Annotated in this window: 29 protein-coding genes and 1 tRNA gene; 12 read left to right on the forward strand and 18 right to left on the reverse strand. The window is 44.0% G+C overall.

Translation table 11 applies throughout. The features are described from left to right. Window positions 1-2 precede the first annotated feature (2 nt). Window positions 3-1,166, forward strand: a complete 1,164-nt coding sequence (gene purT, locus EHQ17_RS17845) for a formate-dependent phosphoribosylglycinamide formyltransferase (protein ID WP_135593878.1) — start codon at window positions 3-5, stop codon at window positions 1,164-1,166. On the opposite strand, the gene EHQ17_RS17850 is transcribed toward purT, so the two are convergent. Beyond that, entirely contained in the window at window positions 1,163-3,586 is a 2,424-nt protein-coding gene (locus EHQ17_RS17850; RefSeq protein WP_135593876.1) for a 1-acyl-sn-glycerol-3-phosphate acyltransferase, read from the reverse strand. The two genes, purT and EHQ17_RS17850, sit on opposite strands and share 4 nt — an antisense overlap. 106 nt (window positions 3,587-3,692) lie before the next feature. Between EHQ17_RS17850 and EHQ17_RS17855 the strand changes: the two genes are divergently transcribed. Further along, entirely contained in the window at window positions 3,693-4,475 is a 783-nt protein-coding gene (locus EHQ17_RS17855) for an LIC13411 family adhesin (RefSeq protein ID WP_135593874.1), read from the forward strand. Window positions 4,476-4,483: 8 nt separating this feature from the next. Here EHQ17_RS17855 and EHQ17_RS17860 read toward each other — a convergent pair whose 3' ends face one another. Further along, window positions 4,484-4,852 carry an LIC13410 family lipoprotein gene (locus tag EHQ17_RS17860; protein WP_135593872.1) on the reverse strand — a complete coding sequence of 123 codons (369 nt, stop codon included), beginning with the start codon at window positions 4,850-4,852 and terminating at the stop codon, window positions 4,484-4,486. Window positions 4,853-4,981: 129 nt separating this feature from the next. On the opposite strand from EHQ17_RS17860, the gene EHQ17_RS17865 reads away from it, so the two are divergent. Next, a complete protein-coding gene (locus tag EHQ17_RS17865) occupies window positions 4,982-5,959 on the forward strand; it encodes an NAD-dependent epimerase/dehydratase family protein (protein ID WP_135593870.1) in 978 nt (325 codons plus the stop codon). Here EHQ17_RS17865 and EHQ17_RS17870 read toward each other — a convergent pair. Further along, the gene (locus EHQ17_RS17870; protein WP_135593868.1) at window positions 5,954-6,400 is read right to left on the reverse strand and encodes a MarR family winged helix-turn-helix transcriptional regulator; all 447 of its coding nucleotides are present in this window, start codon (window positions 6,398-6,400) and stop codon (window positions 5,954-5,956) included. The genes EHQ17_RS17865 and EHQ17_RS17870 overlap by 6 nt on opposite strands. A gap of 23 nt (window positions 6,401-6,423) precedes the next feature. Continuing rightward, entirely contained in the window at window positions 6,424-6,909 is a 486-nt protein-coding gene (locus EHQ17_RS17875; RefSeq protein WP_135593866.1) for a glutathione peroxidase, read from the reverse strand. Between the two features lie 225 nt (window positions 6,910-7,134). Between EHQ17_RS17875 and EHQ17_RS17880 the strand changes: the two genes are divergently transcribed. Together EHQ17_RS17880 and EHQ17_RS17885 are read left to right on the forward strand one after the other, a co-directional pair. Further along, on the forward strand, window positions 7,135-7,890 hold the full coding sequence (locus EHQ17_RS17880) for a type 1 glutamine amidotransferase domain-containing protein (RefSeq protein ID WP_135593864.1): 756 nt from the start codon (window positions 7,135-7,137) through the stop codon (window positions 7,888-7,890). A gap of 45 nt (window positions 7,891-7,935) precedes the next feature. Further along, window positions 7,936-9,732 (forward strand): monovalent cation:proton antiporter-2 (CPA2) family protein, encoded by a 1,797-nt coding sequence (locus EHQ17_RS17885; RefSeq protein WP_135593862.1) that lies wholly within the window; start codon window positions 7,936-7,938, stop codon window positions 9,730-9,732. A 423-nt stretch (window positions 9,733-10,155) separates the two neighbouring features. On the opposite strand, the gene EHQ17_RS17890 is transcribed toward EHQ17_RS17885, so the two are convergent. Genes EHQ17_RS17890 through EHQ17_RS17915 form a run of 6 tightly spaced genes read right to left on the reverse strand, consistent with a single transcriptional unit; the run spans window position 10,156 to window position 15,530 of the window. Continuing rightward, the gene (locus EHQ17_RS17890; protein WP_135593860.1) at window positions 10,156-10,953 is read right to left on the reverse strand and encodes an SHOCT domain-containing protein; all 798 of its coding nucleotides are present in this window, start codon (window positions 10,951-10,953) and stop codon (window positions 10,156-10,158) included. Between the two features lie 44 nt (window positions 10,954-10,997). Then, window positions 10,998-11,252 (reverse strand): carbon storage regulator CsrA, encoded by a 255-nt coding sequence (csrA, locus tag EHQ17_RS17895; protein WP_135593858.1) that lies wholly within the window; start codon window positions 11,250-11,252, stop codon window positions 10,998-11,000. After that, window positions 11,253-11,705, reverse strand: a complete 453-nt coding sequence (gene fliW / locus EHQ17_RS17900; RefSeq protein WP_135593856.1) for a flagellar assembly protein FliW — start codon at window positions 11,703-11,705, stop codon at window positions 11,253-11,255. Window positions 11,706-11,752: 47 nt separating this feature from the next. Next, complete coding sequence (locus tag EHQ17_RS17905; protein WP_135593955.1) at window positions 11,753-13,018, reverse strand: flagellar hook-associated protein 3; 1,266 nt, start codon at window positions 13,016-13,018, stop codon at window positions 11,753-11,755. 41 nt (window positions 13,019-13,059) lie between these two features. Next, a complete protein-coding gene (flgK, locus tag EHQ17_RS17910) occupies window positions 13,060-14,970 on the reverse strand; it encodes a flagellar hook-associated protein FlgK (RefSeq protein WP_135593854.1) in 1,911 nt (636 codons plus the stop codon). Between the two features lie 32 nt (window positions 14,971-15,002). Then, window positions 15,003-15,530 carry a flagellar protein FlgN gene (locus EHQ17_RS17915; protein WP_135593852.1) on the reverse strand — a complete coding sequence of 176 codons (528 nt, stop codon included), beginning with the start codon at window positions 15,528-15,530 and terminating at the stop codon, window positions 15,003-15,005. A gap of 306 nt (window positions 15,531-15,836) precedes the next feature. Between EHQ17_RS17915 and EHQ17_RS17920 the strand changes: the two genes are divergently transcribed. After that, the gene (locus EHQ17_RS17920) at window positions 15,837-16,922 is read left to right on the forward strand and encodes a M23 family metallopeptidase (protein WP_135593850.1); all 1,086 of its coding nucleotides are present in this window, start codon (window positions 15,837-15,839) and stop codon (window positions 16,920-16,922) included. Here EHQ17_RS17920 and EHQ17_RS17925 read toward each other — a convergent pair. Both EHQ17_RS17925 and EHQ17_RS17930 read right to left on the reverse strand, forming a co-directional pair. Continuing rightward, on the reverse strand, window positions 16,919-17,218 hold the full coding sequence (locus EHQ17_RS17925; RefSeq protein ID WP_135593847.1) for a DUF1905 domain-containing protein: 300 nt from the start codon (window positions 17,216-17,218) through the stop codon (window positions 16,919-16,921). The genes EHQ17_RS17920 and EHQ17_RS17925 overlap by 4 nt on opposite strands. A gap of 13 nt (window positions 17,219-17,231) precedes the next feature. After that, complete coding sequence (locus EHQ17_RS17930) at window positions 17,232-18,329, reverse strand: hypothetical protein (RefSeq protein WP_135593845.1); 1,098 nt, start codon at window positions 18,327-18,329, stop codon at window positions 17,232-17,234. On the opposite strand from EHQ17_RS17930, the gene EHQ17_RS19875 reads away from it, so the two are divergent. Continuing rightward, window positions 18,328-18,927 (forward strand): hypothetical protein, encoded by a 600-nt coding sequence (locus EHQ17_RS19875; protein ID WP_167881203.1) that lies wholly within the window; start codon window positions 18,328-18,330, stop codon window positions 18,925-18,927. The two genes, EHQ17_RS17930 and EHQ17_RS19875, sit on opposite strands and share 2 nt — an antisense overlap. A 5-nt stretch (window positions 18,928-18,932) precedes the next feature. Here the strand turns inward: EHQ17_RS19875 and EHQ17_RS17940 are convergent, their stop codons facing one another. Both EHQ17_RS17940 and rocD read right to left on the reverse strand, forming a co-directional pair. Further along, on the reverse strand, window positions 18,933-19,262 hold the full coding sequence (locus EHQ17_RS17940; protein ID WP_135593840.1) for a hypothetical protein: 330 nt from the start codon (window positions 19,260-19,262) through the stop codon (window positions 18,933-18,935). Between the two features lie 17 nt (window positions 19,263-19,279). Then, the gene (gene rocD, locus EHQ17_RS17945) at window positions 19,280-20,527 is read right to left on the reverse strand and encodes an ornithine--oxo-acid transaminase (protein ID WP_135593836.1); all 1,248 of its coding nucleotides are present in this window, start codon (window positions 20,525-20,527) and stop codon (window positions 19,280-19,282) included. A 126-nt stretch (window positions 20,528-20,653) separates the two neighbouring features. On the opposite strand from rocD, the gene EHQ17_RS17950 reads away from it, so the two are divergent. Genes EHQ17_RS17950 through EHQ17_RS17960 form a run of 3 tightly spaced genes read left to right on the forward strand, consistent with a single transcriptional unit; the run spans window position 20,654 to window position 22,020 of the window. Continuing rightward, on the forward strand, window positions 20,654-21,016 hold the full coding sequence (locus EHQ17_RS17950; protein WP_135593832.1) for a TRL-like family protein: 363 nt from the start codon (window positions 20,654-20,656) through the stop codon (window positions 21,014-21,016). Between the two features lie 11 nt (window positions 21,017-21,027). Further along, window positions 21,028-21,612 carry a hypothetical protein gene (locus EHQ17_RS17955; protein WP_135593828.1) on the forward strand — a complete coding sequence of 195 codons (585 nt, stop codon included), beginning with the start codon at window positions 21,028-21,030 and terminating at the stop codon, window positions 21,610-21,612. Between the two features lie 21 nt (window positions 21,613-21,633). Beyond that, complete coding sequence (locus tag EHQ17_RS17960) at window positions 21,634-22,020, forward strand: DUF423 domain-containing protein (protein ID WP_135593826.1); 387 nt, start codon at window positions 21,634-21,636, stop codon at window positions 22,018-22,020. Here the strand turns inward: EHQ17_RS17960 and EHQ17_RS20010 are convergent. Continuing rightward, window positions 22,017-22,346, reverse strand: a complete 330-nt coding sequence (locus tag EHQ17_RS20010; protein WP_210412902.1) for a hypothetical protein — start codon at window positions 22,344-22,346, stop codon at window positions 22,017-22,019. The genes EHQ17_RS17960 and EHQ17_RS20010 overlap by 4 nt on opposite strands. Continuing rightward, entirely contained in the window at window positions 22,336-23,892 is a 1,557-nt protein-coding gene (locus tag EHQ17_RS17965) for a carboxypeptidase M32 (protein ID WP_210412901.1), read from the reverse strand. The genes EHQ17_RS20010 and EHQ17_RS17965 overlap by 11 nt, the downstream gene beginning before the upstream one ends. 75 nt (window positions 23,893-23,967) lie before the next feature. Here EHQ17_RS17965 and EHQ17_RS17970 point away from each other — a divergent pair. Beyond that, a tRNA-Gly gene (locus EHQ17_RS17970) sits at window positions 23,968-24,039 on the forward strand. 267 nt (window positions 24,040-24,306) lie between these two features. Then, window positions 24,307-24,921 carry a DUF6935 domain-containing protein gene (locus EHQ17_RS17975; protein WP_135593824.1) on the forward strand — a complete coding sequence of 205 codons (615 nt, stop codon included), beginning with the start codon at window positions 24,307-24,309 and terminating at the stop codon, window positions 24,919-24,921. Between the two features lie 154 nt (window positions 24,922-25,075). Here the strand turns inward: EHQ17_RS17975 and EHQ17_RS17980 are convergent, their stop codons facing one another. Together EHQ17_RS17980 and lpxD are read right to left on the reverse strand one after the other, a co-directional pair. After that, the gene (locus EHQ17_RS17980; protein ID WP_135593822.1) at window positions 25,076-25,273 is read right to left on the reverse strand and encodes a hypothetical protein; all 198 of its coding nucleotides are present in this window, start codon (window positions 25,271-25,273) and stop codon (window positions 25,076-25,078) included. Window positions 25,274-25,337: 64 nt separating this feature from the next. Continuing rightward, window positions 25,338-26,390 carry a UDP-3-O-(3-hydroxymyristoyl)glucosamine N-acyltransferase gene (gene lpxD / locus EHQ17_RS17985; protein ID WP_135593819.1) on the reverse strand — a complete coding sequence of 351 codons (1,053 nt, stop codon included), beginning with the start codon at window positions 26,388-26,390 and terminating at the stop codon, window positions 25,338-25,340. Window positions 26,391-26,493 lie beyond the last annotated feature (103 nt).

The following is a 26,493-nucleotide window of genomic DNA, read 5'->3' on the forward strand; positions in this document are numbered from 1 at the left end:
ACATGAAAAAGAAAATCCTTCTCCTCGGTTCCGGGGAACTCGGTAAAGAATTCGTAATCGCCGCGCAAAGACTCGGCCAACACGTGATCGCCGTTGATTCGTATGACGACGCTCCCGCGATGCAAGTCGCACAAGAAAAAGAAATCATCAATATGCTCGACGGAGATCTTCTGGATCAGGTCGTAGCAAAACATAAACCGGATTTGATCGTTCCCGAAATCGAAGCCATTCGAACCGAACGTTTTTACGAATACGAAAAACAAGGGTTTCAAGTCGTGCCTTCCGCAAAGGCAGCAAACTTTACGATGAACCGGAAATCCATCCGCGATCTCGCCTCAAAACAATTGGGACTTCCTACGGCGAAATATCTGTACGCTTCTTCCGAGGAAGAATTAAAGAAAGCCGTTCGGGAATTGGGTTTTCCGTGTGTGGTCAAACCACTCATGTCCTCTTCCGGCAAAGGACAATCCGTAATCAAAAACGAGGATGATATTTCGAAAGCCTGGGAAGCGTCGCAAACCAAAGGACGCGCGAGCGGTGCGGAAGTGATCGTCGAGGAATTCATCCGTTTCGAATCCGAAATCACTCTTTTGACCGTAACTCAGAAAAACGGAAAGGTTCTTTTTTGTCCGCCGATCGGCCATAGGCAAGAACGAGGAGATTATCAGGAAAGTTGGCAACCTACCGATATTTCCGAAACCCAGTTAAAAGAAGCTCAAAGTATGGCCGAAGCCGTAACGCGCGAACTCACCGGAGCCGGAATCTGGGGAGTGGAATTTTTTCTCTGTACGGACAAGGTTTATTTTTCGGAGCTTTCCCCGAGACCGCACGACACCGGAATGGTCACGTTAGCCGGAACACAAAACTTCAACGAATTCGAACTTCATCTTCGGGCTATTTTAGGAATACCGATTCCAGAAATTACGTTGGAGCGCAAAGGTGCAAGCGCAGTTATTCTTTCATCGACGGACGGAAAAATTCCGGAAGTTACGGGTTTGGACGTGGCCGCGGGAATGCCCGAGTCGGATTTTCGAATTTTCGGAAAGCCGGTGACACGGCCCTACAGAAGGATGGGAGTAGCGCTCGCGTATTCGGGTAAAAACGAGGAAATATCCTCACTTCGCAAACGAGCAGTGTTACTCGCTTCCAAAATCAAAGCGAATTAGGCGGATTCCTCTCCGCACATATTAGCGTAGTATCGGATCAAGTTCGGATTCAATATTTTTAATATTCCGTTTTCTGAATCTATTATTTTTCTTTGTTTCAGAACCCGGACGCCGCGGCTCAATATTTCGTCGGAATCCGTTAGAAGAAAATTCTCCTTTTTTGTTAAGATTGTCTCCTGAATCAGACTTTTCAGTTCGGATACGGGAACGACGTCTCCGAACTCCGACATCAATCTCGCAACGAGATGGTTGGGAAGAACCCTTCTGTATTTTTTCCAGCCTTGTGTGATTTCAAAACCTATCGACCCGGTCGGATCCTCTTCGTGGATATAACGCGAAACCGGGATCGGATCGCAAAGGTCCATATAAACTTCGGTTCTTTTATAGAAAAAATCCTTAAAACCGGGCTTTTTATCGCTTCCGCAGAATTCCTCGTCTTCGGGAACGTTTTCGTACGACAAAGCGATCGGAACCACGATCACTTCCGAACCGGTATGTTTGTATGCGTCCACGGAAGTCGATAAAATTCCGGTTTTGATCGGAATGATTCCGCCGGTTCTGGAACGCGTTCCTTCCGGATAAACGAGAGTGGGAATACCGGCTTCGAGCATCATCGTCGAATATTGCGTTAAACATTCCAAATATAGAATATTACGATTCCGTTTACGATCCACCATATAAGCTCCTAAAGATTTCAGCACGCTCGCAAGCCCGGGAGTTGCCATAACCTTTTTATCTGCGGCGTATCTCGGAACGGGAAGGCCGAGCCATTTTAACCCGAAAGCGACTTCGATAGAATCCAGGTGGGATCTGTGGGTAGGAGTATAGAGTATATCGTATCTGGAAGCCAAAGCCTTAACCTCTTTGATACATCCGCCGATTTTCGGCAAACCTGCGCCCGGTTTAAAACCGCTGAAAACGAAACGTGTAGGCGCGATTAAATGGATCAGAGTATCGCGTAAAAACGGTTTGTAATCATCGGCGATTTCCGTAACATAAAAATCTAATATTTTAGAAAGATCCTTACTGCCTCGTTCCCGAAAATTCTCCTCAATCTCGTTCCAGAACACAATCTCTTTGGGTATCTGAAGAAGATCCGTAACATCCCCGGATTCTTTCGCTTCTTGAAGTCGTTTTTCGAGGGATTTTAAAATGAGAGAGGATTGTTTGACCACACGGTCCGTCATACCCGGTTGGCCGTTGATATGTCTCAGAACGTTCTTTCTCAGCGCTTCCTTGAATTTTTTTCCCGAGGCCATTCCCAATCCGGAGCGTTTCGTGGCGATTTTGGAAATGTGTCTGACCTCGTCCGACGTGGATTTGGAAACGAAACGGATCAGTTCCGTGGGGGAAACCCTTCTGGTAAGAATTTCGAATAAGGTATTATATAAGGGAATCTGAATATTCTTTTCTTCCGCCAAAGCGACGATCGAAGCAAGTGAAAACGCGCCTTCGACGTGACTTTCGCTTTGACTCACTTCTTTTTGGATGAATTCCGCCGGATTAAAGAACAATTCGATTCTTTCGATGAGGTTGGGTTGGTCCTCGCCTGAAATCAACTTACGGACGAATCGATGACCGTACGCCTTATTCCTTCCGAAGCGGGAAGTGCAGGAAGCGATCAAATCGGCAAGGCCGTATTCCCGAACCTGTTCGGTGGAAATTTGTAGTCCTTCCAAAAACGAAAGAATTTCCGAATAACCGAGGCTTATCAATTCTCCCTCGAAATTGCTTCCGCACTCTGGAATTCCGGAAGCGATTCCGCAAGCGATCGCGATCGGATTTTTCATTACCCCAAAAATCTCCATTCCGACAAGATCGTCGTAGGTTTTTTTATGGTGTTTGGGACCGTTAAACAGAGTTTCGAATACGTCCACCGATTTATTTCCGGAGGAAGCCAAACAATAAAAACTATGATGATTCCGTTTCAGTTCTCCGAGAAGATTTGGACCGTTAACGGCCGTATATTGTAGATCTCCGAAACCGACCGAGACGGCAAGTTTGGAAATATATTCAGAATATGTAATACAGTTCGTTTTTTTTCTCGTCGAGGCCGAAAGAAGTCCTTTCGTAAAAGTGAATATATAGTGGGACAATTCTGGATCGAGAAGTCTGGTCAATTCCTCCAGAACCCCTTCCATCAAACGGGAAGGAACCGCAATGATCAAAGTCCAGGATCCTTTTTTAAGAAAATCCAATTCTCCCTCAACATATACGTTTTCGGAAAGGGTGATCGTATCCTCTAACAAAGTTGCGATCCTCTCCTTTTGTATCTTATCCGCTTTCTTTCTATCATCATACCAAAGAAAGAGTTTTTCGGTTTTCGGAGCGAGATAAGACGAGAGAAAAACCCCCATCGGTCCTCCGCCCAAGACGGCGACGTTGGCGGAAACTCTTTCGGACGATTTTAATTCTTCCATTCTTGATTCTATTGAACTTAGGATCCTCGTAATAACAATCAGAAAACGATCTTGTACGACTTCTTTTCCGGGTTGCCTAACAAGCCGAATCGAGGAGAGTGGGTTTGTGATTTTATCGGATCAAAATTCAAAACGAAATAAATTCTTACTTTCGAAATTATTTTCCTTATTCGTAATCCTACTTCTCTCCAATTGCGCCTCATACTTGCAAAATCGAAAAAACGATTTTAAGGATATTTTCACGGCGGGTTTGGAATCACCGGGGTACGGAGCCGGACTTAGGATCGGACCTCTCGCTGCGGGATTCGTATTTCAAGGCGGAGAATCTTCTCCGGGACAACGCGATTTGGGAAAAGGATACGGATTACGCGGAGGTTACTTCGGTTCGTATCGATCGCAACAACTGATTTTCGGTATCTTAGGAGGAGACACTTTTTTTCCTTTGGATGCTCAGACTACCGCGGAAGCGTTGGAAGAAGAAGTTTCCCCGGAGTTAAAGGAAGAATTAAAAAATTTGCAAACGAGTAAGATTCCCGGCGACAAAGTTCCCGAATTTCAAAATGAACGATACAATATTAAAAGCCACAAACTTCGTTATCTTTCCTTTTATAATATTCCCGTTGCGGAAAGGAGAAAAAGAAAAAAAGAGGAATTTTATCGTCAGTTCATCGAACGGCAAAACTTCGATCGCAACGATCCTCAAATTCAAAGCGCATTACAAGCTCTTAATAAACGAAAAGACGGTTATCCGAAAAGTTTCCTGTATCAGATAGAGGTTTATCTTGGTTTGTACGTCGGGATAAGAGTGGGCATCAACCCCGCAGAACTTATCGATTTTATCCTAGGTCTTGCGGGATTGGATTTATTGGAGGACGATACCGCGGAATAAACCGACGGTTACAACTTATATTCCATTTTTCTAATAATCCCTTTTTTATCCACGGTCAATTTGATGAATTTGGTATCTTCCGAAATCGAAGCGGGTTTTTCAGCCAAGGTTTTATAGGAATTTTTCTGATAATCGGTTGAAACTAAATACCACTCCAACACGGAACCGTCCTGTGTGTTCAGCTCAACCGTAGGCGTTCCTAATACCGCCTCCGCCTTCAGACGCTTATCCCCTTCTTTGACCATACCTACTTCGAAAGTTCTGATGTCCGAGTTATGTTGAAATTCCTGTTTTACCGGTTGTTTTTTTTCCTCGGAACTACAAGCGTTCATCGTAAAAAGAACGAGAATCGCCAGCGTTGAAAATAATGGTTTCATTTTACTACTTCTCTTTCGTGAATTTTCGAACTACAACTATGGCCTCCGTTTGAACGCTGTCCAGATGAAAAATCCACCTTAATGTCAAAAATTTCTTCTTAGATTATTATTAAAACGCAGTATGGACGAATGAAAGAACGTAGCGTCGCCGCAAAGACGATTTTGGTTACGGGTGGAAGCGGATCTTTAGGCGCTGTTTTACTTCCCGAGCTTTTGAAGGAATATAGAACCGTATGTATAGGACGTAAACTTTCGTCTTTTTCGGACGCAGTCCGCTTTCATCCCAATTTCGTTTTTTACGAAGCGGATCTTGAGCGTGATGAAAAAATCCTAATTCCGGAAACCCCCGAGTTCATCCTTCATATGGCCGGCAAGGTCAGCGGCGAAGGTGTCTCCTTGGAGGATTATAGACGAGCCAACGAAACTTCCACGAGGAACGTTCTAAAGATCGCGTCCAAAAATCGGAAAACTGGAATCCTATTCACCAGCTCCACTTCAGTCTACGGCTTCTCCGAAAGGCCGATGCGGGAAACTTCTCCTCTAAACGGAAACACACCGTATGCGATTTCGAAAATAGAATGCGAATCAATGATACGAAGTTCGAAACATCCGTTCGTTATTCTTCGCGTCTCCTCCGTGTACGGGCCTACGAATAAGAGCTTTCTAAATAAGTTATTGAGAATATTCAAATTCGGTGTTCTTTTGTGTTCGGGAAATCCCGATTTCCGTAAATCGCTCGTACATTCTTCGGACGTAGTCGCTTCCGTTCTAATCGTTTTAAAAAAATGGAAAAAAGCAACGGGCAACACGTACAACGTAGCCTATCCGGAGCCCCTTTCCACCTCCGAAATAGAAATTCTATTTACGGAATCCGATCCGAAAAAGCCGTACGTAAAAATCGGTTTTTCCGGAATAACATTAGTTATTTTTAATATATTGAATTTTTTTTCCGGAAAATTCCTAAAAAAAAGACTAAGCGTGGAATACATTCAGGAATCGTCCGTTATCGATTCGCAAAAAATCCAAAAAGAATTGGGTTTTCAATTTAAAACGAATTTCGAAGAGGGAATTCGGACTATCGATACGAAGAACGGGAGAAATCTATAATTCGGCGTGATCCGATAAAAGGAGAAGCAGTTTGTCCAGGTCGTTTTTCAAATTGATCAATTCTTTTTTATCCAGATCCAAAGTTTCGAGAAGTTTTCCGGGAACACAAAGCGCCTTCTCCTTCAGGCGTTTTCCTTTCGAAGTAAGAAAAATTAGAACCGAACGCTCGTCTTCCGATGAGCGTTTCCTAATCAACAATTCGGCGTCTTCCATTCGTTTTAACAAGGGAGTTAACGTTCCCGAATCGAGATATAAATTCCTACCGATTTCCTTTACGCTCAAACCGTCCTCTTTCCAAAGAACAAGGAGCACCAAATATTGAGGGTAGGTTAATCCGATTTCTTCGAGTAAAGGACGATATAAGGCGGTCACGGCCCGAGAACAAGCATATAAGGGAAAACAAATCTGGTTTTCCAGATATAAATCCTTTGCAGCCGTCATGACCTTTGTTCTAACGATTCGGATTATTTTTCCAGGAGCGTCTGGATTTCCTTTTCGATTTTTTCGGGAGTGGTAACGGGCGCATAACGTTTGATGACGTTTCCTTCCTTATCGATGAGAAATTTAGTAAAATTCCATTTAATCGAACTACCGAAAAATCCGGAGGCTTTATTTTTGAGATAATTGAAGATAGGATGCGTATTATCCCCGTTTACTTCTATTTTTTTGAATATAGGAAACTCGACGCCGTAATTTCTTTTACAAAAACTCGCGATTTGCTCGTCGGTTCCCGGTTCCTGATGTTTGAATTGGTCGCAAGGAAAGCCCAGTACTTCGAGACCTTGGGATTTGTATTTATCATACAGGGCTTGAAGACCTTCGTATTGAGGGGTAAAACCGCACTGACTAGCCGTGTTTACGATCAAAAGAACTTTCCCTTTATAATCGCTCAACTTTTTATCCGTTCCGTTGTTTAGCGTAGCCGTTAAATCGTATAATGTCTGATTCATTTAGATCTCCATTTAGATTGTGCACAATTTAATTTTAAAAAATCATATTTTGCTCGAAAGTCAAGAAAATTTTTCCGTGGAAACCCGCGTATTATTCTTCAACTCGTCCTTTTTATACTCAAATCGAAAACGTCGGATTTCTTTCGCAACATTGCAGTACGTTTTTCAGGAGACAAAGCTGGTAAGAAAAAGTTGATTTTTTCGGGAAAAACATAAAATAAAACGATGAGCTTCCGATTCAAAATTTTGATCCCTCTTCCCTCTACGGATTTTGATCCAACCGAAAGCGCCGTTCCTTGGCAAATTTTGACCGAAAGGAATTTCGACGTTTTTTTCTCGACTCCGGATGGCAAACCGGGACAAGCAGACGAGAGAATGCTGGTGGGCAAAGGATTGGGAATTTGGAAACCGATTTTGATGGCACATAAGAACGCTCGTGTCGCTTATCAAAAAATGATAAACGACACTCGATTTTTAAATCCTATTCCGTATCGTGATCTAACACCCGAGGAATTTTCCGGCGTAATTCTTCCCGGGGGCCACGCACCGGGTATGAAGGAGTATTTAGAATCAAACTCCCTTCAGGAATTCGTAGGCGCTTTTTTTTCCACAGGCAAACCACTCGGCGCGATCTGTCACGGGGTTGTTTTAGCGGCCCGTAGCAAACAACCGGATACCGGACTTTCAATTTTACACGGAAAAAAAACCACAGCGCTCCTTAAAAGTCAGGAACTTGCAGCCTGGAATCTGACCAGATTCTGGCTCGGCGACTATTATCGCACGTATCCTCAGACAGTGGAGGACGAAGTGAAGTCGGCTCTGAAAGATCCGGGTGATTTTTTTTTCGGACCCAAACCGATATTCAGAGACAATCATAAAAAATTAAAGCGAGGCCATGTGGTCGTGGACGGAAATTACGTTTCGGCTCGGTGGCCGGGTGACGCGTATTCCTTTACAAATTCGTTCGCGAATCTATTTTAGAATTTCTTAAATCAATTTATATCGTTTAATTTATCCGGGAAAAAAATGCAGGATCACAGTCTACTCATAACCCTTATCGTATTCCTTTCTGCGGCCGTAATTTCGGTTCCGCTTTTCAAAAAAATCGGATTGGGATCCGTAGTCGGTTATCTCATCGGTGGAGCCGTAATCGGACCATGGGGAATCGGTCTCGTAACGGACGTCGAAAATATACTTCATCTCTCCGAATTCGGAGTCGTATTGCTTCTTTTTCTGATCGGTCTGGAATTAAAACCCCAAAGACTCTGGGTACTACGCAGACCCGTCTTCGGTCTCGGTGGCCTACAGGTCGTTCTTTCCGCTCTGATTTTTTTCGGTATCCTTTCTTTAATCGGTTTAGAACGATCCCAAACGATCGTAATAAGCATTAGCATTTCCTTATCTTCAACGGCGTTCGCATTACAGGTTTTAGGCGAAAAAAACGAATTGAATACGGCTCACGGAAGAAGCGCCTTCGCCGTGTTATTGTTCCAAGATCTGGCGGTGATACCGATCATGGCGATCCTTCCTTTTTTGGGAGCTTCGTTGGAAACGGAAGGGGCTCAAGGTTTTTCCCAGAAAATGTTCCCCGCCATCGGAAGTATCGTAGGAGTCGTTTTAGCGGGAAGGTTTTTGGCAAGACCGCTTTTTCGTCTGGTGGCTTCCACCGGAAATCACGAAATCTTTACCGCCTTATCCTTGTTAATCGTCGTCGGAGTTTCGCTTCTGATGGATCAAGTCGGCCTTTCTATGGCATTGGGTTCCTTTTTGGGAGGAGTAATTCTTGCGGATTCGGAATATAGACACGAGTTGGAATCCAACTTGGAGCCGTTTAAGGGGCTTCTTTTAGGTCTTTTCTTTTTGGCTGTTGGAATGTCGATCAATTTGGGTGAAGTGCTTAAGGATCCGATTTTAGTGATATTGTTTGCTCTGGGTTTGATGATCGTTAAGTCGCTCGTACTATACGCGTTAGGCAGAATCTCGAAACATTCCGAGGAATCATCTCTGAATTTAGCCGTAACCATATCGCAAGGAGGCGAATTCGCATTCGTCATTTTGGGAGTAGGTGTTTCCCTTTCTATTCTCCCTCGCGAACGAGCGGATCTCGTCATAGCAGTGGTTACTTTATCCATGGGTCTTACTCCGATCCTATCCATCGTCAAAGATAAATTCGTGGAATCGTTTTTTAAACGACGAACCGAACAGACGGCGGATTCCATCGAAGAACAAAATCGAGTCATCATCGCAGGTTTCGGAAGATTCGGTCAAATCATAGCACGTATGCTTTTTGTGCATAAGATCGGTTTCACGGCTTTGGAAGGAAATCCAGAGCAGGTCAATCTCGCCAGAAGATTCGGTTATAAGATATACTATGGAGACGCGAGTAAACTTTCCTTGTTGAGGTCGGCCGGTGCGGAACACGCAGACTTATTCGTATTAGCGATCCAAGATATAGATGTTTCCGTAAAAGTAGCCGAGCTGATCAAAAAACATTTTCCGAATCTCACCGTCATCGCACGTGCTAGAAATCGCGAGCACGTTTTTAAACTCATGGAAGCGGGAGTTAAAATCATAAGAAGAGACACTTTTGCTTCCGCTTTAGAACTCGCGGGCGAAACATTGAGCCATCTCGGATTTATGGATTCGGAAGTGGAACAGAAGGTGAGAAAATTCCGGGCTCATGACGAGCTAACTCTCAAAGGCCAGTATCAGATACGGAACGACGAAAAGGAATTCATCAACTTTTCCAAAAACGCAATGCGTCAGTTAGAAGCCGCCTTCGAAGCGGATCGACAGGAGAAAGAAGGAAAAGCCGCCGGTTAAAAAATCGGTTTTTGTGACGAGATCTACAATTCGGCGATTTGATAAAAAAAACATCAAATCGAACGCAACTTATTCAATAATTTATTACCATGTGTGGAATCGAATTCGAATTCGAGCAAAAATATGCTTAGTGAAATCGTTTTTCTCTGTCCTTCAGATTCGGCCTACCGGATATGTTCATTATAGGAAACTTTCCCGTTTAGACTTCCCATAGAGTTCGAAACGGGAGAATCCAATTCTCTTCACTATTCTCTCCGGAGTGGCTCTTTACGAGCCGCTCCGATTTTTTGAAAAGTAGGATTCGAAAAACGATCCGTTTTCTAAATTCTATTTCGCCCGAAACAAAAAGTCTAAATTCCCGATTTTATATATTGCACGGACCGCGGATTATAATTCGGAACGCTCAGAAAGCAATGGAATCAATCAGAGGGAATCCAATATTTCCGTCCTTTTTTTACGGTATTCTTCTTCCGATATTAGATTTTTTTCATAGAGCCGCTTTAACTCGATCAACCTTTCCTCAAAGTTTTTATTCTTTCTTTCGGAACCGGCATCCGTGTTTTTGTTCCGAGAAACGGATTCTTTATAAGGAATTAAAATATGATATTTTTGTAATTCGATTGAATTCGTTCCCCGAAAATAAACGGATTTTCCTATCGCCGAATCGGGAATAAAAATTTCCAGAGAAGGGTTAGGTTCGGAATCGGAAAGCGAAAAATTCGACCAATCCTGAAACGAATACGGAGTTTGAAAATCTATGAACTGATCCAGCTCAAGAAATACTATGTGAAAAGAATCGATCGTCGGATATAACACGAATACCGTTCTTCTAATCCTTCTCCCCGGATTGATCGGATCCTCCTTTTTTAGAATCCACAACTGATAAGGAAAATCCTTTCGTTCTTTAAGACTTTCGTAAACACGGGAGGAAATTTCCTTACTCATCTCCTTGGAAAAAATTCTTACGGCCGAATCCTTGGTTAAGGAACCGTTTTTATTGCCGAGGAGATAAAGGGATTCCTCTAAGAGAGAAATCAGTTTCGGTTCAGGTTCAATCGCGATCGCATTTTGATCCAACCAAGACGGGAATTCCGAAGAAACCGCCAGGGAATAAAATGCGATTGCATCGGAGGAATATCTAAGCTCTTTGCGAATTCCCGGCGACAAACAAGCGGCCGCTATCGGAACGGATACGAATAAAAAAAAACGAATACGGTTCATGAAGCCTCTTTAGACTGAAGGTCTTCGTAAGATAAGCAAGAAGATTACTCTTTTTTATTCGAGTCCTTCTTCTTAAGAATGTTTCCGATCTTACCGAGATCCTCCGGCTTGATTTTGGTTCCCGCCGCTTTTTTATTCTCTTCCTGAATATCTTTATAAACTTCTGCTCTATGTACGGAAACGTTACGAGGAGCCTTCACTCCGATTTTTACCTGATCGCCTTTGATATCGACGATCACGATTTCTATATCGTCTCCGATCATGATAGACTCGTTCGTACGTCTTGCTAAAACGAGCACTTAATTCATCTCCACCGCGGCTGATTCGAGTATTTTTTCACGAACCGAATGCGCCTCGTTTCTCGATATGAACTGTTTTCCCAAAAGTGTGTCCTTATTGATCAGGATCGGCCCCTGCATGTTAGCGGTCATCAGCGCAGGATCTTCACCCGGAATCGTAACGATAACCAACGTTAGACTCTCTTTGATTTCCCCGATTCCTATGCTTTGCAATTCCTGTTCGGGAATCAGAGGTTTGTATTCCTTCTTAAACAAACTCGGAGGTATCACGACGAAAGCGAGATCGACTTCTTCAATCGATTGAAGCCATTTGAATACGGATTCTTCTTCCTCTTCTATCAAAGCGAATTTTTTGTAATCCTCGAATCCGAGCAGACCTTCCGGAAACGCCAATATCTGTTTTTCCGAAATTTTTATCTTCCCGAACGGCTTTGTTTGAATCTCGATTCCCATTTAAATATCCACTCCGAAAACTTTCCCTTTACAGGATTTTATCCTTGTTATCTTAGAAAATCCATCAAAGTCGGTTTAATGATCTTGGATCCGACATTGAGGGCATATTGGTGAACCGTCTCAAGCCACTTCATGTTCATGATTGTCTCGGGAAAATCCACTCCTTCATTTTTGGAAAGTAATTCCGTCATATACGACTTATCGAAATCGACTCGTTGCGCGTGCTCTTCCATACGATTCATACGAGCGCCTACGATCGCGCGATAGCGAAGGACGTTTTCCATCGCTAAATCCAGATCTTGGAGGTCCCTTCCCGAGATCCTTTCCTGATCCTTTTGGATGAGGTCGTTTCTGAATTGGATCATCACGTCGAAAACGGAAAGTCCCGTAACCGTGGCCGACTTGGAATAGTTGTTAGGCGGTTCGGAAGCGGCGGAATCTATCAGACCTATATCGCGGAGAATCGTTCCTCCTTCCATATCCTCCATCCAAATCTGATGCGGCGCGGTCGAACTAAGACTGATATTATCCTGTGCGAGTTTATTCGCCTTAACTTCCAAAGGAGAATTGTTGATCTTGTCTATGACGTCGTCGATCGTATCTCCCGCGGAAATATGAATCTCCACTCCGTCGATTTTGAATTTCTGATCCGAAGAAGCCACATAACCGGAGTTATCCACCTTGCTAGTGATGCTCATGTTCGTTCCCCAGAAAACCTTGTTTCCCGGAATCGTAACCGGTATGTATTCCCCTTTTTCGATTTCCCTAAGCTGTTCGCCGATGTCTCCGCGATACTCGACGCCGATATATTGATTCTTTAGTTCGATACCTTGGAGGCCTTTTATCTTGGATTCGATCGGTTCGAAAGGCGGTCGCTCGATCACGTGACCTCCGAACAAAGGTCTTCCAGTCGCGTCTCTTGTATTCGCGATGTCAACTAACGCTCTCAGAATTTCGTCGATCTCCTTTCCGATCGCGACTTCGAGTTCGAATCCTTTATCTCCCTGATAAATTCCGTTGGAAGCCTGGACCGCTAAAACCCTTGCTCTTTGGAACAAAGAACCGATCCGATCCAGTTCACCGTCGATCTGTTGCAGACGCGAATTTCCGTCGTCGATATTCTTTTGGAAGGTGTCCAGTTCGTTCAAACGGGAACGGAAGAACATTTGATTGGTCGCTCGTCCCGGTTCGTCGGAGGGAAGACGAATTCTCTGTCCCGTAGAAAGTTGATTCTGGGTTTCGTCCATCAGTAGTTGATGTCGGTTTAAATTTTTAACCAGACTATTGTTCTGCATCATGTTGGTAATGCGCATCATAAGATTGTCTCCTTACTTATCCGATTCCTTCGGAAAGATCAAGCGCCTAAACGATTGATGATCGTATCCAGAATCTCGTTCATCGTATTGATCATTTTAGCGGACGCGTTATAAGAATGTTGAAACTGAACCATATTGGCCATCTCCTCGTCGAGGTTGACTCCCATGACGGATTGTCTCATGTTTTCCAACTCGGTCATTAGATCGTTCTGAATTCCGAATTCCTGTTTCGCTTCCCGGGCTTCGGTTCCGAGTTTGGAAATCAGAGTGTTGTAAAAATCGTCGGTCGTTTTGGAGTAGTCCACCATCACGGGATTGTTTCTTAGCGCCGAGGCCACCATCAAAGCGTTACGTCCGTCTTTGTGTCCTCCGGGAGAATTATAGTCGCCCGTACCACCGACGTCTTTTCCGCGCGCCGCTGCTATGTTAGCAACGTTATTCGAAATCGATTCCGCGATCCTGAAATGGGAAGCAGGATGAAAATGCGGCGTCAAAGTTACGTCCTCCGGACGTGATTGAAGTTTGTTGATTTCTCCGAGACGTTTATAATCGAATGCACCGGACGGACCGGATGCCATCAGAATTCCGGACATACCTACCAAAAGATCTCCCGAATCCTCGATATGTCTAAGGATGAAGTTCTTATTCGGATGATCTTCGGCGACCGTCGCCTTTAACGCGAGTTGATTGTCATGATTCATATAAGCGACCACGCCGGACTTCGAGGCGTTGATCCGTTTTATGATTCCGTTCATCGTATCGTTGGAAGAATAAGGGATCAAAACGGGAGCTTCTTTCGCGTCGGAACGGTTAAAACTGATCGTACCGTTGATTCCTATCGGACGATCCGGATCGATGGTATTTCTTCCCGTAACGCGAAAGATAGCCGTGATATCGTTTTGACCGTCTCCGTTTGAATCGTATTCTCCGAACGTATTGATCGACAAGGAACGTATATTAAAAAATGATTGATTAGTATTTCCGTTAATTCCGAAACCGTCTTTGTGAATTTCGTTGACGGCGTCCATAACGTTGATGGATAACGCATCCACTTGATCGATTTTTTCGCGCAGAATCTGATCCCGAACCTCGATCAAACCCTGCATTCTTCCTTTTCGTAGAAGAACAGGGTCTCCCGTAGCCGACCAATATAAATCCAAAAGACCGTCCTTGGAAGGATTTCCGAGGATATCGATTTTGTTCGCCTTATTCCCTTGAACTAAAATCTGCTGACCTATGAAAACCATCAACTCGTCCTCGTCGGAACGACCGATGGTAATGTCAACGAGCGAAGATAATTCCTGCAGAAGCGCGTCGCGCTTATCGTAAAGATCGTTGGGGCGATCGCCTAACGCTTCCGATTTACCGATTCTTTCGTTCAAAGTACGAATGTTCTCCGCGATCGTATTCATGTGATACGCTTTGGTTTCGATTTCACGATTGGCTTGATCCTTGAGCTGAGCGAGTTTTCTATAAACGTCCTCGGTTCTGCTTCCCAAACCGTTCGCCCTTTCCAAGACTACGGATCTATGCGCGTTATCCTCGGGATAATTGGCGAGATCTTCCCAAGAAGACCAGAACTTATCCATCAAAGTTCGCAGTGTGGTTCCGTTCGGTTCGTTGAAGATCGTCTCGAGTTGATAGAGATATTCGTTTTTGGCCGCCCAGTAATCCTTCGTTCCGGAAGTTTCGATGATACGATCGTCGATGAAGTTATCGCGCACTCTTTCGATGGACGCGATCTCCACGCCCTGACCGATTTGTCCCGGAACGTTGGCGCGGTTTAACGAAGGATCGTATAACGGATCCATTGCGGACATCGTCACTCTTTGTCTCGCATAATGTTTGTTATCCGCGTTGGAAATATTATGACCTGTGGTTTGAAGCGCCTGTTGGTGAGCGGTTAATCCTCTTTTTCCTATTTCAAGTCCTGAAAACGTGGAACCCATGGCATCCTCCTATTCGAAAATATTCGATCGATTTACGCCGAAGCGTTTAACATCAAAGCCGGGCGTTTGGCTTGTTTTCTTTCCGGATCCTTTCCGGAACCGTATGTGCTGACTCCTGATTCAAGAGCCTTTTCCTTCATCGCGTCGATCGTTTTAGAAAGAAGTTCCTGACGAGTGTTTATCAGTTTTTCGTTCGATTTGATCTTTTCCTTCAAACGATGAAGTACGGATTTTAAAGAGGATCCGTATTCTTTTAAACGGAAATTTGAATCGCGATCCAGTCGGTTTAAAAAATCGGATAAATTCGGAACACCCGAATCAGGAAGAGCGAAATTTTTGGAACGATATACTTCTTCGATCGATTTCATACGAATTCTTTCGATCTCAGCCGCCATTACGAGAAGTTCGTACGTCCTTTTTGTGATGGCCTCGAGGGATTTCCCGTCGGCTTGAACCACTGCTGTCGATTTCTGCGTTTCCAATTCCAGCACGTCCGAATAGAGATTGATCTCGTCCTGGAAGAGTTTCGTGAGTTGTTCCAACCATTCCTCTTGTTTCATTTGTTATATCCGATCCCTGCTAAGAAGAATCGGTAGAATTCGAAATTTGCTTAGGCACTTTTCGGAATAAAACGGAAGAATCGTCCCCTTTCGTAAAATTACTTCCGTAATTCGTTCGAGGTTTTTCGAAAGGTGCAGATGGATTTTGAAAAGCGGAAAAAAGGAAGCGACATAAAAATTTTCCAAAAAAAAGGTCCGATTTACGCGATTCTGTTGTTATTTTTTTGAAAACGGGAGTCGTTTATAAATTATTTCCGTTTCTTTTCGCTGTGAGCGGAAGCAATTTTTGAAATTTAGTAGAATCCGATGTTTTTAAATCTTATTTTCCCGTTATTGACGTTCTTCCTTTTTCTTTCGTTCGAAACGAACACGTTGTATTCCAAAGAAAAAGCCGGCCCTAAAGAAACGAAAATCGTTTCGACGACCGATGTTTCTAAAAAGGAAAAACACGTTCCCTCTCAGTCGAAAAAGCAGGATCGAAAAAACGAAACACAAACGGAATTCATCCGTAAAAAAGAACCCTTATTCTCTTTTTCGATTCAGGCTCGTCGATTCGCTCAGGGAGAAGTTTTATTTCTGAGACTGATTCCGGAAAAAACGATCCTCTCCAAATTGGATCGAATCAAAATTCTTTGGGAAAAAAAAGAAGTTCCTTATACGATGAAGGATTCCGTCTTTCACGCGTGGATTCCTGTTTCACCCGAGTTCGAAAAAAAAAGCGGCGTGCTCGAAATTCAGGACAAAAATCTTTTTCGGAAAAACGATTTTAAGGAGTACGAAATTCCGATTCAAAAAACCAACTTCTCGGAAACGAAAGTATCTTCGTTGACGATGGATAAAAAATACACTTCTCAGGAACTTCCCAAAGAGACGTTGGATTTTATCGCCGAATGTTCAAGGGCGAAGTCGGAGGCCTTTCAATCCAAAACCGATCTCCAAGTTTGGACAGACTTCGTTTACCCCGTTCGGGAGGTCCACTTTACAAGTCCGTTTTATAAACGCAGAGTCTACAATAAGATCAAAGGAAAAGCTCACGGAGGCGTCGATTTTAAAGGCGGAACAGGCACGCAGATTTTCGCGATCAACGACGGAACCGTCGTATTGGCGAGACCCATGTATTACGAAGGAAATTTTACCGTGATCGATCACGGCTTGGAGATGTATTCTTTGTATATGCACCAATCCGAATTGGGCGTTAAAGCGGGCGACAAAGTGAAAAAAGGGGATCCGATCGGAAAAATCGGCTCCACTGGAATGTCCACCGGACCGCACTTACATCTCGGTCTCAGAGTCCGAGGAACGATGGTCGATCCTTTGTCCGTGGTGGGTTTAAAAATTTTCGGCGAAATTTCGTCTAACGTAGAAAGCAAAAAGACCGCTATTCAAGATTAAAAATCGATCGTAATCGAAGCCGTGACTTTTTGTTCCGGAAGAATTTTTTCCTTTTTGCGAACGTCCGCCTTCAAAGGAAGAACGTACTGAGGCGAATTTTTTTCGGGAAAGATCGACGTCTGCCAGACTGTATCACCGATTCGAGCGACAACGGAAACCATTCCCCAAGAGGAGGATTTCGAGACGAAGGAGCGAACTTGTTTGGAGGCCGCCGAAGACAAGGTCAAAAAATGCCATCCTCCTTTTCCGGGATAAACCCATACCTTCGCCGTAAATCGGATCGTAACGGAATTCACAAACGAACCGTTTTCATTCTCTTTTAAAACTTTGAAGAATTTTTTCCACGACTTCCTCGTGCGATCGTCCTTTGACAAGATTTTCCGAGACGTGTAACAAAAACGAATCCGGCAGTTTTTCACCGGATACGATAAAAAAACCGGTTTTCGCGTAACGAGGACGAAGATTGTCGTAGTAGGTCCAGAACACACCGTCCATTTTCTTTTCGAAATTTTCCTCTCCGAGTTCGTGAACTTCCGTCATATCTCCTTGATTGATCGCCAAATCCAAAAATTTTTGAAACTCCGGTTTGATTTTATCCAATTCCAAAAACGGCTCAGGAAAATAAAAAATCCGAACGGAAGGATAACGATTCGGATCCGTTTCACTGGAAGAAACGATCCCTGCGATTTGTCCCGTTCCGGTTTGATCCTTTAAGGAAAGATTTTTCGGATTATGAAAGTAATAATCCTCCGGTAAAGTCAATCGAGCATGCAGATCTGCATTGGAGAGAATTCTTGTTTGCGAATCGTAAGTCCAGTCGGTGAGTTCCTTCTGTTCCCAGTTCGGTTTAAAAAGAATATATGCCGTAAGGATTTCAGCGTGTTGTAAAACCTTAAAACTGAACAAACCGGCGGTCAACACCATCAAACCCAATAGGGAAATTCTGTAAAAAACGTCGCTTTCCAAAAAGCGAAGCGCGATTCCCACCCCACAATAAACGCTCACGAAAAAAATCCCGGAACGATTGGAGTAGAAATCCGTAAAAAACAACAACCCGATACAAATAAGAAAGATTCCGATTTCTACGATCGGATTGAGTACGATCGTTTTCGTGTCGTACGCTTCCGCAGAATCCGGACCTATCTGATATTTTTTCCGAATCTTTTCTTTCTGAAGTTTTCCGAATGCGTACGAGATTAGAAAGAAAAGCAACGTAGCGACCGCAAACGCCCCAGCGACCAACATCAGAATAAAGAGAAACGGTAGATGATTTTCATGAATGTATAAAAAGCAAATTCCTACGATCGAATAAACGAGGTAAAGTTTTCTTAAAAAGGAAAGTTCTTGCAGTTTCACAAGGGAGGATTGGAGTTTCTCCCAACCTGGAATTTTTCGGAGTAGTTTCATGAATCAGTTTACCGGTTTTTTTACGGATTTAAAGACGAGTTTTGACGACCTATCTCAGTCCATCCAATCATTTCTGGATACGATCTCGGTAATTACTTCTTTTTTAAAGATTCTTTTTTCCATCGTACCTTTGGATCTTTTTCTGGTTCTCGTATTTTCTTTATTCCTTGTATTTCTTTTTAATACGATTTCACCGAACACGACACGAATCAATTATACGCTGGGGGTTTTACTCGTCTCCCTAGGAAGATCCTTTTTTCACAACGCGGTCTCCCAAACTTGGAACGTCGGTCCCGTTTCCTTAGGCGCATTCTATCTGCTGCTTCCGGCATATTCAACTTTTCTTTTGCGTTTTATAATAGGAATCGCGATCCGATCTTACAAAAGAAAAAACGCCTTAGATCCGAAAACCTTGGAACAGGGCTTATTGAATATACAAAAGACGTTTCACGAATTGATGGCGGAAGGTCACCGCGAACTTTCGAAGTCGGGATCGGATCCGATCTTGGACCGCAACGTTCTTAAAAAGAGTTTGCAGGAATTGGAACTTACCGTTTCGGGATTAAAGCGGATTCTCGATTCGAAATCTCAAGAGTAAAGGACTTATTCCGTGGGTTTAAAAAGATCTTTAACGGCGTCTTTCGCCTTGGATTGATTGAAATCCTCTCGATCGACGAGAATCAGATCCAACCCTTCCTTTTCGATACGATTGAGAATTTTAGCGACATCCGTCTGGGATTTGGAATTGGTCGCCAAATATTTAAACCGAACTCCGCATTGAGGACAGGTCTTATCCTTGATGTAATTGAGTCCGAGATGTTTGCAATTTCCGCAAGTTCCGTATAAATCGTCGATCAACATAAGCTGCGAAGAAACCTCGGATACGCTCAACTTTGTCCAAACACGGATGAATTTCTTTTCTTCGGTTGACATGGGATTCTCTGGATATTTTATTTTTTTACGGAGTCAACACAAAACTCGACAGCGGTTTCAATTCGATCGCAAACCTCGTCGATTTCCTTTCTGCCGATGATCAAAGGAGGCGCGAATCGGATCGTATGATCGTGGGTCGTTTTACAAAGAACCCCGAGATCCATCAGTTTTTTGCATACTTCCTTTGCGATGGATTTTCCGTTTTTCACGGTAAATTCGACGGCGTTCAAAAGTCCCTTACCGCGGACCATTTCGATCTCATCGTATTTCGAACAAAGCCGATCCATTCTATCTCTGAAGACGTTTCCCTGTAAGAAAGAATTTTCGATCATATTCTCCTCCGTTAAAATCTCTAACGCACGTTTGGCGACTGCGCAGGCGAGGGGATTTCCTCCGTAAGTCGAGCCGTGTTCCCCCGGTTTCAAAGTCAACATCACCTCGTCGTCGGCTAACACGGCCGATACGGGAATCGTTCCGCCGGACAAGGCTTTTCCCAAAACGAGAATGTCCGGTTTTACGGATTCGTAATCTCCGGCCAATAGTCTGCCCGTTCTTCCCAAACCAGTTTGAACTTCGTCAAAAATCAGAAGCGCTTTAGCGCTTCCGCAAAGATCCTTGCAAGCGGAAAGATATCCTTCGTCGGGAACGATTACTCCTGCTTCTCCTTGGATAGGCTCCACCATAAAACCTGCCACGTTGGGATCCTGAAGAGCTTTCTCCAACGCCTTAACGTCGTTAAACGGAATAATTTCGAAGCCGGGAACAAAGGGGCCGAATTCGTTTCTACTCAACGGATCCGTAGATGCGGAAATGGCGCCTAAACTTCTTCCCCAAAAGTTTCCGGAAGCGAACAGGATTTTGGCCTTGTTTTCCGGGATTCCTTTCACTTGATATCCCCATTTCCTACAAAGTTTCACGGATGTTTCGGAAGCCTCAACTCCTGTGTTCATCGGAAGAACACGATCATAGCCCAAAAGGCGAGTAACGTATTCCTCGTATTCGCCTAACATTGAATTGTGGAAAGCACGCGAGGTTAGAGTGAGTTTTGCGGCCTGTTCGGCCAAGGAACGAACCAGCTTAGGATGGCAATGTCCTTGGTTTACCGCGGAATATGCGGATAAAAAATCGAAATACCTTTTTCCCTCGACGTCGAAGAGATAGATTCCTTCGCCTCGATCGAGAACCACCGGTAAGGGTTCGTAGTTGAATGCTCCGTATTTTTTTTCTAGCTGAATGTAATAGAATGAATCTCTTCCGTTGGACATAGTCCCACTGGTAGATCGGGACCGAACCTCTACAAGGAAATTTTAAAAAGGACTCCGGTTCTTTTCCCTTGACTTCTCATTTTCGGAATTCATCCTTCGATAAGTTTAGAATACCGGGTGCTTTTAATGAAGAATTTATGGATCAAAGTCTGTTCGGGCATTTCCGTTACATTTATTACGGGATGTCTTTACACAAACGTAAAAACGCCCGGCTGGTTCTATTCTCAAAGTTACTCCGATGTACGAGGAATGGAACCAGTGGGAAAATTATCCGGACAAGCCTGCGGTGAAGGTTGGTTTTGGATGGTTTATACCGGAGACGAAAGTTACGAAGCCGCAGTTCAGAATGCGATCCAAGACAAGGCGGACCTTCTTTTCGACGTTCAAACCGATTATTACGTTAAGTCTTTTCTCTTTAACCTTTACTTCCACAAGTGTACGCGCGTTAGCGGAATCGGAGTCAAACTTCCGCAGAGATTGATGAAATAAATCGACTCGATATGCGACATTTTCGATTTCTCTGTTTTCTTTTTTTATCGATGTCGTTCTGTTTCGACTGCGCTCTTCCTTTAGGAAGCCGCCGAACGCTCGTTAGAAGAAATCCTATGCCTTATCCGACCGATTCATTTTTATCACCCGAAAACCGCGTTTCCATATACGGAACTTATTTCAGAGACCCTTCCATCCATTACGGAAACGCTTCCACAAGGTTGAAGTTGTTCGGTTTCGACGGTCTCGTCCATTCCACGTCGTCACTTCCTCATAAAGACATGTTTCATGGATCAATGGACGATTGGGATTGGTCCAAACACAGGATTATTCGATTCGAAGGAGAAAGTCAAGGTTGTCAAAGGGGAATAACGTTGATTCTACCGTTGCGGCAAGGAGAACAGGAAGCCTTTGTTCCGGTCTCTTTCGTTTTCGGAAAAAAAGGTTTTTACGAAGAGTTAAAGCAGGAAATGGAAAAACATAGGATCAAAGCTCTTTTCGATTCTAAACTGGACGTCGAAGAAACGGCTTATTTCTTTTGGTTGATTCGAAAAAAATGTATTCGTTTTAAAAGTTATGCTATTCAGGAATTTTGAACCTTCCATTTTGAAATCATTATGACCGGAAAACAAAAAACGATTTTATTTCTCTCATCCCTTTCCGGGTTTTTAGGGGTCGCCTTAGGTGCGTTTGGCGCTCATGCGCTTGAATCAACGATAAGCCCGCGAATGCTCGAGATTTACGAAACCGGAAACCGATATCACTTGATCCACAGCGTGCCCCCCATGGTTTTAGCCTTGACCGGTTACGTAAATTCTGCGCGGTCCGCATGGGTTTCTTCGATTTTATTTTTAACGGGAATTCTGATTTTTTCCGGTTCTTTATATCTTCTTGCATTAACCGAAATACGAATACTCGGTGCAATCACTCCGATCGGAGGGATTTCGTTTTTGCTGGCTTGGCTGTTTTTGGCTTGGTCGCCTTTTGCCGCAAAGAGCGACTAACGTTTTGTGCCGAAGTAGAACTGCCCTTTTTTTTCGATTAAGTTTCTCGTGATCAAACCTTCCGCGATGATCAATAAACCCTGTACGGCTGCTTCTTTTTTAGGTAATTCGACTTCTTTTTGCTGAACCATAAGCGCGTGAACGTATTCCCTTCGTTTCCCTTCCAAAACCCCCAACATCGAGCCGCATACTTTTTCGTCGCCGATCAAAAATGCGAGTGCGAGGGTTTGCGGAGGGGTTTCATTACAAAGATAATAGAGCGCCAGATTATCGAAGTAGGAAAATTCCCCGAATGATTTTACAGTAAGCTGTTCTTTATCTTCCATGACCGATCGATTCCAATTCGTTGAGTTTATTTTCCAGATAACGCACTAAAAACGAGGAATCCGGATCGGAGCCGGTAGCGTTACGAACCAGATCTTCCGCGGAATCGTATTTTCCTCTCCAATGAACGTTTTTTCTAAGCCAATTTAATAGGGAAGAGAAATCCTTTTTAGAAACGACTTGATCCCCGAAATGCGGATTCTCTTTGTTGAACGCTTCGAAAAGTTGCGCTGAGTAGATGTTCCCCAAAGTATACGTAGGGAAGTAACCGAACGCGCCGCCGCTCCAATGGACGTCCTGCAAAACGCCTTCTCGATCCGAAGGAACTTCGATATCGAATAGTTCTTTCATCTTAGAATCCCAAAGTTCCGGTAGTTGGGCAACACCGATTTGTCCGTTGATCAAGGACCTTTCCATCTCGAAACGAAGAATGATATGAAGATTATACGTAATTTGATCCGCTTCCACTCGGATTAAAGAAGGACCCGATTGATTGACGTACGCGAACAAATCCGGAAAATTTAATTCCGATTCCTTTAGCTCGAGAGCGTTTATTAGAATAGGGTAATACATTTCCCAAAACGGACGGGATCTACCGACTTGATTTTCCCAAAGACGACTCTGGGATTCGTGAATGCCTAAAGATACGGAATCGTGTAAAGGAGAAGGGCCGCCCTCGATTTCGGAAATACCCGCTTCGTACAGAGAATGGCCGGTTTCATGCAAAATACTGAATATTGTAGAAAGAGGATCCTTGACATCGTAACGGGTCGTAATCCGTTTATCCTTCGGTCCCAAGGAAGTGGAAAAAGGATGTTCACTTGCATCCAATCGGGAGACTTTCGAAGACAAGCCCAGTAATGAGGGTAGTTTTTCTCCCAATTTTTTTTGTAAAGAAATTGGAATCTCTTTTGGAAAAGGATTTCGAATACGTTTTCCTCGAGCGACCAAAGGTTTGAGGGAATTTTTCAGACTATGAAATAGGGATTCCAGGTTGGCGGCCCGTTCTCCCGGCTCGTAACTTTCCAACAAAGCGTCGTAAGGTTCCGTTTCGAACCCGTAGGAGTCCGCTTGTTTTTTGGAAAGATCCACGATTCGATTTAGAATGGGCGCGAAATCCGCGTAATTATTTTCCTTTCTCGCTTTTGCCCAGATCGCATGGGCCTTACTCGTGGTTACGGAAAATTCCTCCACCAGTTCTTGTGAGAGACGACGGGAACGATCCAAATCTTGAAAAAGTTTTTGAAGTTCGATCCTTCGCTCCGATTGGCCGGGGAGATTTTTTTTCTCGTTCTCGTCTCTCGCCTCTTGAGCGAGACGATAGAAATTTTCGCCCGCATACTTCGAATGAATCAAACCGGAGAGAAGACCGATCTGATTTCCCCGCTCCGCTCTTCCTTCTTCCGGAAGTGTAATTTCCGAATCCCAATGAAGTACGCTTAGTATATTTCTGAGCGTCCAAATTTCACGATACGCGGCTCTGTATTCCGAAAAAAATTTTAACTCGTTCCGAATCGAATCGGAGAAGAGGTTCTCGTATTCTTTCATCTCAATGGATAGTAAAAAATCCTCTTTTAGATTGACAAGTACCCTACCCGCAAAAGAATGATTTTTGCACGATTAGCGGGCATGGTGTAATGGCTAGCACTGTAGCCTTCCAAGCTTCCAGTGAGGGTTCGAGTCCCTCTGCCCGCAAATCTTTCCTCTTGCAAAAATAATCCCTCATTCAAAAACAAACGACTCGAACGCGAGTTCGGATAAGCTCGAAGAGCGACCCATAGGGAGCGAAATTCGAGCGTCGAGGTGCAAGGATGCACCGAGTCCGAACGAGACGCCTCGGAGCCAAGTCGAGCACGAAGCGAGACTGCAAAGAGGGCGAGTCCCTCTGCCCGCAAATCTTTCCTCTTTTCACTCGACAATCCCTCGGTATTCAATAATTTATAGCCTCTGCTTGGAGGTCTTATGAAATTTCGAAAATTTTCACTCGCCTTTGTCATCGTAGTTTTACTGATATTCCATACCGATACGAACGCGGAAAACGTTTCGGTCGAAGTTCCGTCCTGGCCTACCGATCTCAGTTCGTTTGATTCGTTTCGAAACGAACGTTCTACGACTCCGGAAGGAGCGCTTCTTTCCTTAATTGCTGCTCTTGATTTGTATTCGAAAAATAAGGAAGACGGAATCAAAGCGCTGATTCTCGTCGTCGATTCCTCTCATCTAAACGAGGATTCGAAAGGATACAAAGGATTTTCCTTAAACCGAAACCTTATCGATCTCGTTAAACGTCAAATCGAGCAACATCCGTATTTAATCTCTTCTTATTTGCCAGGTTCCTCTTTATCAAACGGATATCAGCCGAGTCAGCCTCCTTATACGTTCTCGCTGAATTCCAATCGATTCGGAGGAAGCGTAGAATCCGGTGAACGCAAACTTTTTGTTCCGTCTTCCGGCGCGGACTCGGAAAGACCGGTAACGTTAAAACGAAATTCGAAAGGAGTTTGGAAGGCGAAAGAATTTTCGAGTCTGTTGGTGGGTATCAGAAAACCTGCCGGAAAAAATTCTGCAGACGACTTATAGAAGTAAATTCGAATCGTTTAAAATTCTTAGTGACGGCCGAAACGAAAACTATCGTCGTTTTTAAATGAAGGATCTAATTTTTGTTCCTAAGGTAAGCGTGAACGAAAAATCGGATCCTTTCTTTTCGCAAAGGAACCGATTTAAAAGTTCTAATTCATCCGTGAAAGGAAGTTTCCGATCTACGGCTTTCGATCTCGTTCAGGAAAACTATATTTGTGGAATCGTTTTCCAACATGCTATCAGCGAGGGTTTCCAACAACCTTCCGATTTTTTTGCTCTGGGAAAGGTCCGGCTTACGGGAGATTTTGTCCGGATCTTTTTCCGGTTGATCTTCGTTCGCTCGGGAATACACGGGAATCCTCCAAAAGGGTGTGCAAGAAAGCCTGAACCTGATTTCGGCGCGAGTCAAGCTGATTCTATTCTTCCGTTTGAATTCCTGTCTGTTTTTCCAGGGTTTTGATCCTTTTGGCCCATTTCTGAAAATTGACGAGATTGTGGATATTTACGCGTAACTTTTGGAATTCAGGGAAAGTGAGACCATAGTCCCATCCGACGAAAACGTCCTTTTTTTTCGGAGAAGTTCTCAAGGAAGTCCCGCCGGCAAGGATCGTTCCGGACGGAACGTGCAAGTGATCGGAAACCGCGCAAGCCCCGCCGATGATCACATCGTCTTCGATGATCGTACTTCCCGCAACACCGCTTTGACCGGCAATGATGATGTTTTTTCCTAAAACACAATTATGCGCTACATGAACCATATTATCGAATTTGCATCCGTTTCCAATGATCGTGTCTTCCAATCCGCCCCGATCGATTGCACACAACGAACCGATCTCTACATCGTCTCCGATACGAACGATCCCGACTTGCGGAATTTTGTTGTGTTTTCCGTTTGCAAAGACGAATTTGAATCCGTCGCCGCCGATAGAACAATTTCCCGAGCAGATAAATCTTTTCCCGATGACAACTCCGTGCTGAATACAGGAATTAAAACCGATCTTGCAATTTTCTCCGATCGTAACGTCTCTCGAAATTTTTACACCGTCTTCTAAAATCGTGCCGGACCCGATCACGGAATTTTCTCCGATCGTGACGAAATCGCCGACCGTAACTCCTTCCCCTAATTTCGCGGTCGGATGAATGATCGCGGAAGAGGAAATTTTTCCGGGAGCGACATAAGGCGGATAGAAAAAATCAAGAGCTTCCGCTAAACTCAATTCCGGATTCGGTACGACCAAACACGGTAGGGAAATTTCTTTCGCCAATTCCTCCGTCGTCAAAATGACGCTGGATTTCGTCTGTATCGCTTCGGAGAGGAGCTTCTTGTTCGAAAGAAAACTCACGGCGAGATCCGCGCCCGGGCGAATGGGGGCCACTTTATCGATATAAACTGATTCCGGAGCGCTCGAATTGACGATCTTCGATCCGTTTACCTTCTTAGCTAAATCCGAAAGCGTTCTTTGAGACATGGTTCCTCTGTAATTTCCGATTTGCATACACGGAGAATTAAGGGAAGGAAGCGGTCACTCAAAAAAACGAAATCGGAACGAACAGAACGTATTGAATTATAAA

The sequence above is a fragment of the Leptospira gomenensis genome, from assembly GCF_004770155.1.
Taxonomy (GTDB): domain Bacteria; phylum Spirochaetota; class Leptospiria; order Leptospirales; family Leptospiraceae; genus Leptospira; species Leptospira gomenensis.